At 60.5% G+C, this 14,757-nt stretch carries 11 protein-coding genes; all 11 read right to left on the bottom strand.

Going from position 1 to position 14,757, the window contains the following annotated elements; all coding sequences use genetic code 11:
* Positions 1 to 3 precede the first annotated feature (3 nt).
* A complete protein-coding gene (gene acs, locus D109_RS0120815; RefSeq protein WP_017478574.1) occupies positions 4 to 1,941 on the bottom strand; it encodes an acetate--CoA ligase in 1,938 nt (645 codons plus the stop codon).
* Positions 1,942 to 2,046: 105 nt separating this feature from the next.
* Positions 2,047 to 3,711, bottom strand: coding sequence for a glucose-6-phosphate isomerase (pgi, locus tag D109_RS0120820; protein WP_017478575.1), 1,665 nt, complete (start codon positions 3,709 to 3,711; stop codon positions 2,047 to 2,049).
* A 225-nt stretch (positions 3,712 to 3,936) separates the two neighbouring features.
* Positions 3,937 to 4,788 carry a pantoate--beta-alanine ligase gene (gene panC, locus D109_RS0120825; RefSeq protein WP_017478576.1) on the bottom strand — a complete coding sequence of 284 codons (852 nt, stop codon included), beginning with the start codon at positions 4,786 to 4,788 and terminating at the stop codon, positions 3,937 to 3,939.
* Entirely contained in the window at positions 4,785 to 5,585 is an 801-nt protein-coding gene (gene panB / locus D109_RS0120830; RefSeq protein ID WP_017478577.1) for a 3-methyl-2-oxobutanoate hydroxymethyltransferase, read from the bottom strand. The genes panC and panB overlap by 4 nt, the downstream gene beginning before the upstream one ends.
* Positions 5,586 to 5,800: 215 nt before the next feature.
* Positions 5,801 to 6,298 (bottom strand): 2-amino-4-hydroxy-6-hydroxymethyldihydropteridine diphosphokinase, encoded by a 498-nt coding sequence (gene folK, locus D109_RS0120835; RefSeq protein ID WP_017478578.1) that lies wholly within the window; start codon positions 6,296 to 6,298, stop codon positions 5,801 to 5,803.
* Positions 6,299 to 6,302: 4 nt separating this feature from the next.
* The gene (locus D109_RS0120840; protein WP_017478579.1) at positions 6,303 to 7,709 is read right to left on the bottom strand and encodes a polynucleotide adenylyltransferase PcnB; all 1,407 of its coding nucleotides are present in this window, start codon (positions 7,707 to 7,709) and stop codon (positions 6,303 to 6,305) included.
* Positions 7,710 to 8,421: 712 nt separating this feature from the next.
* Positions 8,422 to 9,858 (bottom strand): sigma-54 dependent transcriptional regulator, encoded by a 1,437-nt coding sequence (locus D109_RS0120845; protein WP_010174370.1) that lies wholly within the window; start codon positions 9,856 to 9,858, stop codon positions 8,422 to 8,424.
* Between the two features lie 22 nt (positions 9,859 to 9,880).
* Positions 9,881 to 12,835, bottom strand: a complete 2,955-nt coding sequence (locus D109_RS0120850; RefSeq protein WP_026078119.1) for a sensor histidine kinase — start codon at positions 12,833 to 12,835, stop codon at positions 9,881 to 9,883.
* The gene (locus D109_RS1000000133665; RefSeq protein ID WP_003176118.1) at positions 12,819 to 12,995 is read right to left on the bottom strand and encodes a hypothetical protein; all 177 of its coding nucleotides are present in this window, start codon (positions 12,993 to 12,995) and stop codon (positions 12,819 to 12,821) included. The genes D109_RS0120850 and D109_RS1000000133665 overlap by 17 nt, the downstream gene beginning before the upstream one ends.
* Positions 12,996 to 13,057: 62 nt before the next feature.
* Positions 13,058 to 13,945: a tRNA glutamyl-Q(34) synthetase GluQRS gene (gluQRS, locus tag D109_RS0120860; RefSeq protein ID WP_017478581.1), complete on the bottom strand. Its 888-nt coding sequence runs from the start codon at positions 13,943 to 13,945 to the stop codon at positions 13,058 to 13,060.
* 84 nt (positions 13,946 to 14,029) lie between these two features.
* Positions 14,030 to 14,464, bottom strand: coding sequence for an RNA polymerase-binding protein DksA (gene dksA, locus D109_RS0120865; RefSeq protein WP_010174401.1), 435 nt, complete (start codon positions 14,462 to 14,464; stop codon positions 14,030 to 14,032).
* Between the last annotated feature and the right edge of the window lie 293 nt (positions 14,465 to 14,757).

The following is a 14,757-nucleotide window of genomic DNA, read 5'->3' on the forward strand; positions in this document are numbered from 1 at the left end:
GTCCTATCGGTTGAGGCGCTTGTCGATCAGGCCATCCACCACGCTCGGGTCGGCCAGGGTGGAAGTATCCCCCAGGCTGTCCAGCTCGTTGCAGGCAATCTTACGCAAAATCCGCCGCATGATCTTGCCTGAGCGGGTTTTCGGCAAGGCCGGTGCCCATTGAATCAGCTCGGGCTTGGCGAAACTGCCGATTTCCTTGCTCACCAGATCCAGCAGGTGTTTTTTCAGCGCGTCGTCGGGCTCGACGCCATTCATGGGCGTGACGAAAGCATAGATGCCCTGGCCTTTGACGTCGTGGGGATAGCCCACCACGGCGGCTTCGGCGACCTGATCATGCAACACCAGGGCGCTTTCCACCTCGGCGGTGCCGATACGGTGTCCGGACACGTTGATCACATCATCGATACGCCCGGTGATCCAGTAGTCGCCGTCCTCGTCTCGCCGGGCGCCGTCGCCGGTGAAGTAGTAGCCGGGATAGGGTTTGAAATAGGTGTCGATCATCCGCTGCGGGTCGCCGTACACGCTGCGAATCTGCCCCGGCCAACTGGATTTGATCGCCAGCACGCCACTGCCGGCGCCGCTGATTTCCTTGCCTTGCTCATCCAGCAGTACGGGCACCACGCCAAACATGGGTTGGGTGGCGCAACCGGGCTTGATCCGTTGGGCGCTGACCAGCGGGCTGAGCATGATGCCGCCGGTTTCGGTCTGCCACCAGGTGTCGACAATCGGGCAGCGTTGTTCGCCCACTGCATTGAAGTACCAGTCCCAGGCCTCCGGGTTGATCGGTTCGCCGACACTGCCCAGCAGGCGCAGGCTGGCGCGGGACGTATTTTCCAGAGGGGCGTGGCCTTCACGCATCAGTGCGCGCAACGCTGTGGGCGCGGTGTAGAAGATATTGACCTGATGCTTGTCGATCACCTGCCAGAACCGCGAGCTGTCCGGATAACTCGGCACACCCTCGAACATCAGCGATGTGGCGCCGTTGGCCAGCGGCCCGTAGACGATATAACTGTGGCCGGTGACCCAGCCGACGTCGGCGGTGCACCAGAACACTTCGCCGTCGCGGTAGTCGAGCACGTACTTGAACGTCATCGCAGCCTGCAGCAGGTAGCCGCCGGTGGTGTGGAGCACGCCTTTGGGTTTGCCGGTGCTGCCGGAGGTGTAGAGGATGAACAGCGGGTCTTCCGCGTCCATCGGCTCGGGCGGGCAGTCATCGCTGGCTGCGTCCAAGGCCTGTTGATACTTGAGTTCGCGCCCTTCAGTCCAATTGACCGCCGCGCCGGTGCGCTGCACCACCAGTACTGTGCTGACGTCCGGGCAACTGGCCAGGGCCTTGTCGACATTCTGTTTCAGCGCTACCGGCTTGCCCCCGCGTACGCCTTCATCGGCGGTAATCACGGTACGACAGTCGGCGTCGAGAATGCGGTCGCGCAGGGCATCCGGCGAGAAACCACCAAACACCACCGAATGCACCGCGCCGATCCGCGTACAGGCCAGCATCGCGTAGGCTGCCTCGGGAATCATCGGCATGTAGATACACACCCGGTCGCCTTTCTTCACGCCACGGCCTTTCAGCACGTTGGCCAGGCGGCTGACGTTTTGGTGGAGTTGGCGGTAGGTAATTTTGGAAGACTTTGCAGGATCATCGCCTTCCCAGATGAAGGCCGGCTGGTCGGCACGGTGCGCCAGGTGACGGTCGATGCAGTTGTAACTGACGTTCAGTTGGCCGCCGGCAAACCATTGAGCGGCACCGGTCTTGATGTCGGATATCTGGACGGTCTGCCAAGGCGTGGACCAGTCGAGAAAGCGCTTGGCTTGCTCGGCCCAAAAGGTATCGGGTTGTTCGACGGATTGGCGATAGAGGCGCTGGTAGTCCTCTTGACTGAGTTGCGCAGCCCGGCGGACGGCATCGGCGGTGGGGAACGTGCTGATATCGAACATGAGGGATCCTTATTCTTGTTTTTGCGACAAGCAATAAAGATGCACCCTGTGGCAGGTGGGTTCAAGGCCAACGTCCAAACAGACGTTGGCCTTGGGGGCATTACATCAACCGCGGTGACGGCCGCGGAAGTAGTTGATCAACCCTTGGGTGGACGCATCGTCCGCAGGCTGTTCTTCAGTGCCGGTCAGGCGGTTGTAGACGCCTTTGCCCAGCTCTTTGCCCAGTTCCACGCCCCACTGGTCGAAGGCGTTGATGCCCCAGATGACGCTTTGCACGAACACTTTGTGCTCATACATCGCCACCAGCGCGCCGAGACGACGAGGGCTGATGCGCTCGACCACAATGGTGTTGCTCGGACGGTTGCCCGGGATCACCTTGTGCGGTGCCAGCTTCTGCACTTCGGCTTCGGCCATGCCTTTGTCGCGCAGCTCGGCTTCAGCTTCGGCGCGGGTCTTGCCGAGCATCAGGGCCTGGCTCTGGGACAGGCAGTTGGCGTACAGCCACTGATGGTGGTCGGAGACCGGGTTGAAGCTGACGATCGGAACGATGAAGTCGGCCGGGATCAGTTGGGTGCCTTGGTGCAGCAACTGGTGATAAGCGTGCTGACCGTTGCAGCCCACGCCGCCCCAGATAACCGGGCCGGTGTCGGTGGAAACCGGCGTACCGTCCTGGCGCACGCTCTTGCCGTTGGATTCCATGTCCAGTTGTTGCAAGTGCTTGGTGATGTTACGCAGGTAGTGGTCGTACGGCAGGATCGCGTGGCTCTGCGCGCCCCAGAAGTTGCCATACCACACGCCCAGCAGGCCGAGCAGTACGGGCATGTTCGCTTCGAACGGCGCGGTCTGGAAGTGCTGGTCCATGGTGTAGGCACCGGACAGCAATTCCTTGAAGTTGGACATACCGATGGCCAGCGCGATTGGCAGGCCGATGGCCGACCACAGCGAGTAACGACCGCCCACCCAGTCCCACATCGGGAAAATGTTCTCTTCGCGGATACCGAAGGCCACGGCCGCCGCGTTGTTGCTCGATACGGCGATGAAGTGGCGATACAGCTCGGCTTCCGAGCCACCCTGGGCCAGGTACCAGGCGCGGGCGGCCTGGGCGTTTTTCAGGGTTTCGAGGGTGTTGAAGGATTTTGACGAGACGATGAACAGCGTGGTCTCGGCGCGCAGCTTCATGGTCAGCTCGTGGAACTCACTGCCGTCGATGTTCGCCAGGTAATGGCAGCGCACGCCTTTGTGGGCGTAGGACAACAGCGCTTCAGACACCAACTCCGGGCCGAGGAACGAGCCACCGATGCCGATGTTCACCACGTCGGTGATCGGCTTCTCGGTGTAGCCACGCCACAGGCCATCGTGGATGCGGCCGACCAGGTCAGTGATCTGGTTCAGCACCTTGTGCACGTCCGGCATGATGTTCACGCCGTTAACCGATAGCTTGTCACCCACTGGACGACGCAGCGCGGTGTGCAACGCCGGGCGGCCTTCGGAAGAGTTGACCGGCTCGCCGTTGAACAGCGACTTGATCGCGCCCTGAAGGTCGACTTCCTTGGCCAAGCCTACCAGCAGGTCGCGGGTTTCGCTGGTGATCAGGTTTTTCGAGTAATCGAGGAAAAGTCCGCAGCTGCTCAAGGTGAACTGGGTAAAGCGCTGGGGATCGGCATTAAAGGCTTCGCGCATGCTGAAATCCTGCATGGCTTGGCGATGTTGATTGAGCGCTTGCCAGGCGGGCAGAGCGGTAACGTCATGAGGAGTGCGGTAGTACGCCATCGCTGCGGGTTTCCTTTTTATTGCTGGGACTGCTGGTAGGACACTTTAAAGCCGGGAATGTGCTGTCTTTGTGAAGATGACAGGCTCCGGTCGACGCCAACGAATAGCGTAGGGCGAATACATTAAACCTAGCGTGTCGATCTGTCTTGGCTTTGTCTGCGCTGTGGCCGGTACTTTTTTATACCGGCCGATCAGGCAGTGCAACAGGCGGGGTATGCGGCGGGGTCAGTTCAGGTGCAAATGCAGGTTGTCGATCAGCCGGGTGGCGCCCAGGTAGGCGGCGACCAGAATCACCAGATCCTTGTCTTCAGCGGTGGCCGGGCGCAGGTGCAGGCCCTGGCGGACCTCCAGGTAGTCCATGCGAAAACCGGCGGCTTCAATCTGCTGGACCTGTGCGGCACGCAGGTTGGCAAAATCGCGGTCGCCCGCTTCAATGGCGGCGGCAATCTGGCTGAGGCTGCGGTACAGCACCGACGCGATGGCGCGCTGCTCTTCGGTGAGATAACCATTGCGCGATGACAGCGCGAGGCCATCGTCGGCGCGTACAGTCGGCTCGCCGATAATCTGGATCGGCATGTTCAGGTCATGGACCATGGCGCGAATCACCGCCAGTTGCTGGTAGTCCTTCTGGCCAAATACGGCGAGGTCCGGCTGGACCATGTTGAACAACTTGCTGACCACCGTGGCCACACCTTCAAAATGCCCGGGACGGCTGGCGCCACACAGGCCTTCGGACAGTTGTGGCACGCTGACCCGTGTCTGGCCGGCCATGCCGTCGGGGTACATCTCCTCGACGGTCGGGGCGAACAGCAGGTTGCAACCGGCTTGCAGCAGCTTCTCCTGGTCAGCCGCCAAGGTGCGCGGATATTTGTCCAGGTCTTCGCCGGCGCCAAATTGCAGCGGGTTGACGAAAATGCTCGCGACCACGAAGTCCGCTTGTTGCGCAGCCTTGGTGACCAGCGTGGCATGGCCGCTGTGCAGGTTGCCCATGGTGGGCACGAAGCCGATGCGTTTGCCCGCGCTGCGGGCATGAGCGACGGCGGCGCGCAGTTCGCGCACGGTCTTGACGGTGTTCATGCAGAGAATCCGTGTTCGGCGCCCGGGAAGGTAACGGCTTTGACTTCGCTGACGTAGGCGGCGAGGGCCGATTGAATGCTGTCCCGGCCGGCCATGAAGTTCTTCACGAACTTGGGTACGCGGCCGGTCAGGGACAGGCCCAGCATGTCATGCAGTACCAATACCTGGCCGTCGGTGTCAGAACCGGCGCCGATACCGATCACCGGGATTTTAACGGCCTGGGTGATTTCCGCTGCCAGCTCGCTTGGGACGCACTCAAGCAGAATCATGCACGCACCGGCTTGCTCCAGGGCGATGGCATCGGCCCGCATCTGGCGCGCCTGGGCTTCGCCGCGGCCCTGTACCTTGTAGCCGCCGAGGATATTCACCGACTGGGGCGTCAGGCCCATGTGCGCGCAAACCGGCACGCCGCGTTCGGCCAACAGGCGAATCGACTCGGCGAGCCAGGCGGCACCTTCAACCTTGACCATGTGCGCACCGGCACGCATCAGTTGAGCGCTGTTGGTCAGGGTTTGTTCAATGGTGGCGTCGGCCATGAAGGGCAGGTCGGCAATGATGAAGGCGCCCTCGTTGCCGCGTTTGACGCAGGCCGTGTGGTAAGCGATTTCATCGTTGGTGACCGGCAGGGTGCTGTCATTCCCTTGTAGAACCATGCCCAGGGAGTCCCCCACCAACAACACTTCAACCCCTGCCTGGCAGCTGGCCTGGGCAAAAGTGGCGTCGTAGCAGGTCAGCATGGTGATCTTTTCACCTTTGAGTTTGAGGCTCTGCAAGGTGCTCAGGGTAACGTTTGGCATGAAAAGGGTCCTCATTCAGGCGCTTGGAAACAGCGAGTAACGCGCGTGAGTCTTCGTTTATACAGGCGCACTTTCTTAAGGATCAGTGCTTATAAGGCCTGGATTGCGCCCTTTAGCGCCGGGTAGGCGGCAGCGGGACGCCTATAGTCGTGAGGAGGACTCTGGAAGTCAATTGGATGTGTTACCGCATTGTTACGGCCGGGGTGTTACCGCTGTTACTGATGCGATTCAGCAGGCGCCAGGCGTTCCAGGCCGACAAACGGGCAGACGTCCAACAGGTCGCTGAGCAGGCGGCCATCGGCCAGTTGCAGGCTGGCGGGGGCCAGTTCTGCCAATGGGTAAAGCACGAATGCCCGCAGATGCATCTGATAGTGCGGCACCTTCAGGCGCGGCTCGTCGATCAGCCGGTCACCAAATACCAGGATGTCCAGGTCCAGGGTGCGCGGGCCCCAGCGCTCGAGGCGCTCGCGGCCCTGGTCATTCTCGATGGCTTGCAGCGCATCAAGCAGTTGCAGGGGCGCAAGTCCGCTGTCCAGGGCCGCGACCGCATTGGTGTAGCGCGGTTGGCCCGGGAGCAGGGAATCACTTTGATAGAACGCGGAGACGCCCGCCAGCGTGGTGTTCGGCAATTGCGCCAAGGCCTCGATGGCATGGCGCAATTGTTGTTCAGGGGCTGCGAGGTTGCTGCCCATGCCGATGTAGATACGTTCCACGTTATTACTCGCCAGACGCGCTCGAGGCGTCGCCAGCGCTGCGTTTGCGCTTGCTGCCACTGCTGCGGCGACGTTTTTTCGGGCCATCGCCGGTGGCTTCGCCTTTGCTGCTGAGCTCTTTGATCATCTCGCGGCGCTGGCTGTCGTTGGCGTCCTGGTAGTCGGTCCACCATTCACCCAGGCCGTCGGTCTGCTCGCCGGCGCTTTCGCGCAGCAGCAGGAAGTCGTAACCGGCACGGAAGCGCGGGTTGTCCAGCAGCAGGTCGGCACGCTTGCCGCTGCGGCGTGGCAGGCGCTCCTGCATGTCCCAGATTTCGCGGATCGGCATGGTGAAGCGTTTCGGGATGGCGATACGCTGGCATTGTTCGGCGATCAGCTCGTGAGCAGCTTCCTGCATGGCTGGAATTGCCGGCATACCACGGTCTTGCAGGCGCATGACGCGTTTCGGAAGCGCAGGCCACAATAGGGCGGCAAACAGGAACGCCGGGGTAACCGGTTTGTTTTGCTTGATGCGCAGGTCGGTGTTGATCAAGGCTTCGCTGATCAGCGTGTGGGTGTAGGTCGGGTTGTATTCCAGTGCTTCGGCGCTGGCCGGGAACAATGGGTCGAACAGCTGCAGGTCTACCAGCATTTCGAAGGTGTCGGCGGCGTAGCCCGAGAGGAACAGCTTGAGCACCTCCTCGAACAGTCGGGCCGACGGGATTTCCCGCAGCATCGGCGCCAGGTCGCGAATCGGTGCGGCCGTGTGCTTCTCGATGCCGAAGTTCAGCTTGGCCGCGAAACGCACGGCCCGCAGCATCCGCACCGGGTCTTCCTGGTAGCGTTGCGTCGGGTCGCCGATCAGGCGCAGCAGGTTGTTGCGAATGTCGTGCACGCCGTTGGCGTAATCGAGGATGCGCTCGCTGACCGGGTCGTAATACAAGGCATTGATGGTGAAGTCGCGGCGTTGCGCGTCTTCTTCCAGGGTGCCGTAGACGTTGTCCCGCAGGATGCGTCCGCTTTCATTGCGGGAAGACTGGTTAGTGTCTTCTTCTTCATCGTTTTGCGGGTGGTTGGCGCGGAAGGTTGCGACCTCGATGATCTCGCGACCAAAGTGGATATGCACCAACTTGAAGCGCCGACCGATGATCCGCGCATTGCGGAATTCTGCACGCACTTGTTCCGGCGTGGCACTGGTGGCGACGTCGAAATCCTTGGGAGTGATGTTGAGCAACATGTCGCGCACGCAACCGCCAACCAGGTAAGCCTGGTAGCCGGCGTTCTGCAGGCGTTCGACGATGTTCACCGCATAACGGCTGAACTGGGCACGCTGCAACGAATGCTGGTTGCTGTTAAGCACTTCAGGCGTGCTGCGGATGTGTTGCGTACGACGCAAGGGAGAACGGAATGACTGGAACAACTTCTTCAGCATGGGATGCACTGTTTGAAGGAATGTTCGGCCATAACGAAGAATGACCGCATGATGGGCCGGGATTCTAGCATTTAGTCAGGGGATGGTGTAGGAACTAGCTGCAAGGCTTGAGCCAGAAGCTTAAAAGAAGGGTGGCAGGTGCCAAATCGCGGAAACTACAAGGGGAGCCGAAGCTCCCCCAGAAGTAGTTGCGTGCTCTATTTTTATTATTGGTTTCGGGCTTCTTGTTTTTGTTGATCGCCCTCGCCATGAAGCTTCAGCTTCATGACACTCCCAATCGGGAGCCAAGAGCAAACGGATTGCTTTGGTCGCTGTGTTGCTGATCTACGATCCAACCAGTTCAGGCTCTGCCTTAGGGCAGTTTTTGTTGTTCTCGGCCTGGTTGCGGGGCAAGCCCCAAATGCAACGCCTCTCCAAAAGAATCAGTTAGCTGCGCCTCCGCCGTGTTGTTTTTGTTATGCGTGAGTCGATTCGTCTTATTTTTATTGTCTTGTACATTTGCTTGTTATTGTTTTTGTACTAAGCATATAGCAGGGTGCGTGCCAACTTTTGCGAGGCCCAGCAAAATAAGGGGTTCGGAGCACTTTCGGGTTTTTTGAAGGCGAAAAAAAGCCGGGGCTTCGTTACCGTAAGCCCCGGCTTTTGTTACGTGAAAAATCAGCGGTAACAGTTTTTTCACATCTGAGGGTGTTACCTGTGGGGGCGCCCCCACTCAGCTTTCGCTGGCAACCCCGGTCTTGCGCCGTGGGATACCCAGGCGCTGGCGCCGTTCCCACAGGCATTTACGGCTGACGCCCAGTTTGCGCGCCAGTTCGGTCTCGGTCATATGGTCCTGATGCTCAAGGACGAAGTGCTGGAAGTAGTCCTCCAGTGACAAATCCTCCGTCGGCTCATGGCTGTTGTTACTGCCACCCTGCTGAGGCGGCAGGCCGATGAAGTCGTCGTCATCCAGATCGCTGAGCTCGATATCGATCCCCAACAGTTCGGCGGAAATCTCCGGGCTCTCCGACAGAATCACCGCGCGTTCTACCGCGTTCTCCAGCTCCCGCACGTTACCCGGCCAGGAATAGTGACGGATTGCCTGCTCGGCATCGGCAGCAAACTTCAGGTCGGTACGGTTGATCCGTGCGCTCTGGCGGGCCAGGAAGGCGGTGGCGATTTCGTTGACGTCGGCGCCACGCTCGCGCAGGGCCGGCAATTTGAGCGCGATCACGTGCAGGCGGTAATAAAGGTCTTCACGGAACTGGCCGATCTTGGCCAGGCTTTTCAGGTCTCGGTGCGTGGCCGCGATCAGTCGTACATCGACCTTCTGCGACTGTACCGAGCCGACGCGGCGGATTTCGCCTTCCTGGAGGACCCGCAGCAAACGTGCCTGAGCTTCCAGTGGCAGTTCGCCAATCTCGTCGAGGAACAGCGTGCCACCGTCGGCAGCTTCAACCAAACCCGCACGGCCAGCGCTGGCGCCGGTAAAGGCACCTTTTTCATGGCCGAACAATTCGGATTCGATCAGGGATTCGGGGATTGCCGCGCAGTTCACCGAGATCATCGGTGCCTTGGCGCGTTTGGAAAGGTTGTGCAGGGCGCGGGCCACCAGTTCTTTGCCGGTGCCCGACTCGCCTTGAATCAGTACATTGGAGTCGGTCGGCGCCACTTTACGGATCTTGCTGTACAGGTCCTGCATCGGTGGGCAGGAGCCAATGATGCCAATTTCGCCATTACTGTTATCCACGCCGGGCTTTTCAGCACCGTTGACGGCCTTGCCCGCTGCCGGGCGTTCAGCCGGTGCGCTGCTGGCGGACTGACGGTCACGCAGGATGCGCGCCACGGCCTGGAGCATTTCGTCGTGGTCGAAAGGCTTGGCGATGTAGTCCACCGCGCCCATCTTCATCGAGTCCACTGCCGAGCGGAGGCTGGCGTAGCTGGTCATGATCAGCACCGGCGTACCTTGGCCGAGTTTGATCAACTCGGTGCCAGGGGCGCCGGGCAAACGCAGGTCACTGACGATCAGGTCGAACGTGGGAATGCTGAAACGCTCTTGGGCTTCCTGCACCGAGCCGGCTTCGCTGACCTGGTACTGATTACGTTCAAGCAGGCGACGCAAGGCAGAGCGGATAATGGTTTCGTCTTCGACGATCAAAATGTGCGGCATTGATTCAACTCTCTCGACGGTCTCAGTTCACAGCGGACGTCGCTTCGACATGACGCGGCAAGGTCACCCGAATACGGGTGCCGCGTTGGCTTTCGGTGTCAGCCGGGCTGTCGATGGTGATTTGTCCATAATGCTCTTCAACGATGGAATAGACCAGTGCAAGGCCCAGACCGGTACCTTCACCCGGATCCTTGGTGGTGAAGAAGGGTTCGAACAATCGATCCATGATGTTCTGTGGAATGCCGCTGCCTTCGTCCTCGACGATCAGATCGACCGTGTGCTCGAAAGCCTCGCTCTTGACCCGTACCGCGCTGCCGGCCGGCGACGCATCGCGGGCGTTGGACAGCAGGTTGATCAGCACTTGGGCCAGGCGTTGTGAATCACCGTCGACCCAATGTTCCGGGTCGCACAGGTTAAAGAACTGTACTTCGAAATTGCGCCGGTTCAAGGCCAGCAGGCCAATGGCATCCTGGGCGACTTCGGCCAGGCACACGGCTTCGTCGTGATTCTGATGGGCGCCTGCGTGGGCAAAGCTCATCAGGGACTGCACGATGCGGGAAACACGCTTGGTCTGTTCGAGAATCTGCCCGCTGATTTCGATGATCTCGCCGTCCTCTTCGCGCTCTTCCCGCAGGTTTTGCGCAAGACACGCGATACCGGTGATCGGATTGCCGATTTCATGGGCCACGCCCGCCGCCAGGCGCCCGATGCTGGCCAGGCGCTCAGAGTGCACCAGCTTGTCTTCGAGCATCTGGGTGTCGGTCAGGTCTTCCACCAGCAGTACCAGGCCGCTGTTGCCGGGCGCCAGGGGCTCGTCGATGGCGGCCTTGTGCAGGTTGAGCCAGCGGGTCTGGCCGTCCAGCGCCAGGTGTTGTTTGTGCAAGTGTTCGTCGGGCAGGTTGATGAAGCCCTGGAGCAACTCTTTCCACGGGTCGCCGATGGTATTCAGGCGTGAGCCCACCACGCGTTGGGCGGCGATGCCGGTGAGTTCTTCCATGGCCTTGTTCCACATCAGAATCTCTTGATCCTTGGCCAGGGAGCAGACGCCCATCGGCAACTCCTGCAGCGTCTGGCGGTGATAGCGGCGCAAGGCGTCGAGCTCGGCGGCCAGGCCGGTGAGGCGCGAGTGGTAGTCCTCCAGCCGGCTCTCGATGAAGTGGATGTCTTCGGTTACGTAGTTTTCACCGCCGGCCTTGTAGGGCAGGAAGGTCTCGACCATGTCCTGGGACACGCTCGGGCCCATCAAGCCGGAAAGGTTGGCTTCGATGCGGTCCCGCAGACGGCGCAGCGCATAAGGCCGGCGTTCGTCGAACGGCAGGTAGAGATCGCGCAGGGCCTGCTCGACTTCCTTTTGTGCGGCCTTGGCGCCCAGTGGCTTGGCCAATTGCGTGGCGAATTCCTGGGGTGAGGCGGCGTGCAGTTCGCGGCGTTGCGGGCGGCGTACGTTATCCACAGCGCAGGCTTCGGCAGCGCTGGTTTCTTCCGGGCTGGCGTTGGTGAACAGCGAGATCAGGGTGAACATCAGCACGTTGGCCGCCAGCGAGGCAATCGCCGCCATGTGCCAGCTGGTGTCGTCCAACACGTAGATCATGTTCAACAGCGGGATGTAGAAGCCCTGCAAGTTGCCCACCAGCGGCAGCAGCATGGTCACGGTCCATACCAGGATCCCGGCCAACAGCCCGGCGATAAAGCCTCGGCGGTTGGCGGTCGGCCAGTACAGCACCGACAACACGCCCGGCAGGAACTGCAAGGTGGCGACGAAGGCGACGATGCCCAGGTTGGCCAGGTCCTGCTCGGCACCCAGCAACAGGTAGAAACCATAGCCGGCCATGATGATCGCGACGATCAGCGCGCGGCGGGTCCATTTCAGCCAGCGGTAGATATTGCCTTCAGCCGGTGGCTGGTAGAGCGGCAGCACCAGGTGATTGAGCGCCATCCCCGACAGGGCGAGGGTGCTGACGATGATCAGCCCGCTGGAGGCTGACAAACCACCGACATAGGCCAGCAATGCCAGTGACTTGCTGTTGGCGGCAATGCCGACGCCCAGCGTGAAGTATTCGGGGTTGGTGGTGGCGCCCAGTTTCAGGCCGGCCCACAGGATCAGCGGCACCGCCAGGCTCATCAACAGCAGGAACAGCGGCAAGCCCCAGCTGGCGCTGACCAGCGAACGTGGGTTGAGGTTTTCGGTGAAGGTCATGTGGTACATGTGCGGCATTACGATGGCCGAGGCGAAAAACACCAGCAGCAGCGTGCGCCATGGGCCTTCCTGCAATGGCGTGTGCAGCGCGGCCAGGGCGGTCTGGTTTTGCAGCAGCCACAGTTCCAGCTGTTGCGGGCCGTCGAATACCCCGTAGAGCGCATACAGGCCGACGCCGCCGATGGCGATCAGCTTGATCACCGATTCAAACGCGATCGCGAACACCAGCCCTTCATGTTTCTCACGGGTGGCGATGTGCCGTGAGCCGAAGAAAATCGTGAACAGGGTGATCAGCGCGCAGAAGCTCAAGGCCACGCGGTGTTGCACCGGCTCACGGGTGAGGATGCTGATGGAGTCGGCCACCGCCTGGATCTGCAACGCCAGTAACGGCAGCACGCCGATCAGCATGAAGATCGTGGTCAGCGCACCGGCCCAGGTGCTGCGGAAGCGGAACGCAAACAGGTCGGCCAGGGACGACAGCTGATAGGTGCGGGTGATTTTCAGGATCGGATACAACAGCACCGGCGCCAGCAAGAACGCCCCGGACACCCCGAGATAACTCGAAAGAAAGCCGTATCCATACTGATAGGCCAGGCCCACCGTGCCATAGAACGCCCAGGCGCTGGCATACACGCCCAGGGACAAGGTGTAGGTCAACGGATGGCGAATGATCGCCCGCGGAATCATTCCACGTTCACTGATCCAGGCTACCCCGAACAGCGCGGCCAGGTAGGCGGCGCTGATCAGCAGCATCTCGGTCAGGCTAAAGCTCATCGGCATCTTTTTGGCTCTGCAGGATGAAAGTCACGACGATCAGAATCAGCCAAAGCAGATAGGGCCGGTACCAGGCGCCTGTGGCGTCGATCCACCAATCCATGATGGCGGGAGAAAACAGGTAGATCCCGACGACCAACAGCAGGACCAATCGATAGATGTACATGTTGGCCTCTGATTGAAAAACTGCGGCGATGGTAACGGATGGCTAGCAAGCTGCAAGCGCCTTCAACGCAATTGCGCTTCGGCCAGCGTGAGTGTGCGCGGGATCTGTGGGGCGTCCCAGTGCGCAATGCCCCAATCCAGCAGTTCCCGTGGGCTGGCGTGGTTCAGTTCGTCGCCCGCTGGCTGGCCCAGGGCGCGCAGTGCTCTTAACAGCAAAGGCGTGGCCTGGTCTGTGGTCAAGGGGGGGGAACGGTAGGATTTGCCCAGCTTGTTACCGTCCGGCTGGATGATCAGCGGCACATGCAGGTAACGCGGTTGGGGCAGGCCCAGCAGTTCCTGCAGATACAGTTGGCGTGGCGTGGAGTCGAGCAGGTCGGCGCCACGCACGATGTCGGTCACACCTTGCCAGGCGTCATCGAGCACCACTGCCAGTTGGTAGGCATAAAGTCCGTCGCGGCGGCGAATAACGAAGTCGCCTACATCGCGACCCAGATGCTGTCGGAATTCGCCTTGTACACGGTCGGTAAAGTGGTACTCCAGCTCCGGCACCCGCAGGCGAATGGCGGCATCTTGCTGATCGTGGCCGGCATTGCGGCACAGTCCCGGATAAATCCCGTTGTAGGGTTCCAGTTGCTTGCGTGAGCAGGTACAGGCGTAGGCCAGGCCGTGATTGAACAGACGGTTGAGCACTTCGGCGTAGGCATCGTGCCGTTCGCTTTGTCGGACCAATTCCCCGTCCCATTCGAAGCCGTAGCGTTCCAGGGCATTGAGGATTGCGGCCTGGGCGCCGGGCTCTTCCCGTGGCGGATCGAGGTCTTCCATGCGCATCAGCCAGCGGCCTTGATTGGCACGGGCGTCGAGGTAGGAGGCGAGGGCAGCGACCAGGGAACCGAAATGCAGGTGTCCGCTGGGCGTGGGGGCGAAACGCCCGATATAGGAGGAGGCAGTCATGGGGCGGATATTACTGGAAAACCAGCAAACGCCAGAAACAAAAATGGAGCGTTCGCACGCCCCATTTGTACAGCTCGGCGATGGTTACTTGCCGACCTGTTTTTCCTTGATTTCAGCCAAGGTCTTGCAGTCTACGCACAAGTCGGCGGTAGGACGCGCTTCCAGGCGGCGAATACCAATCTCGACGCCGCAGGACTCGCACCAGCCATACTCTTCGTCTTCGATGAGTTGCAGGGTCTTGTCGATTTTCTTGATCAGCTTGCGCTCGCGATCACGGGCGCGCAGTTCAAGGGCAAACTCTTCTTCCTGGCTGGCACGGTCTGCCGGGTCAGGGAAGTTGGCCGCTTCGTCCTTCATATGGTCAACGGTACGGTCAACCTCTTGCATCAAGTCCTGTTTCCACTGCTTCAGGATCTTGGAGAAGTGTTCGCGCATGGGCTTGCCCATGTATTCCTCACCCTTCGATTCGACGTAGGGTTGGAAGCCGCTGATGCTCTGTTGCTTTGCTTGGGTGGGCATGAATGGACCGCCTCTCACTCTTCTAATCCATTGCGCAGGATTGCAACATCACCGACACCTGCCGGCCCTGCGGCTGCAAGCGGGCGAACTTACCAGATAGATTCAGGGTGCGCCACTCCCGGTTGTCGAGGCACCTTCTCTTGAGGGTTGAAAACCGCCGCAGGCCCCAGCGGGGCGGGCTTGTACGGTCTCGAATGTTGATTTTAGCTGTTTTGCAGGTAGTTGCTCGCCGTGCTTGCTACATGGCGTCGGGCAATAGAGCAGGTTTTACGCGGCGGGTTGGGTAGAATCAG

The organism is Pseudomonas sp. PAMC 26793 (assembly GCF_000313235.1).
Lineage (GTDB): Bacteria > Pseudomonadota > Gammaproteobacteria > Pseudomonadales > Pseudomonadaceae > Aquipseudomonas > Aquipseudomonas yamanorum.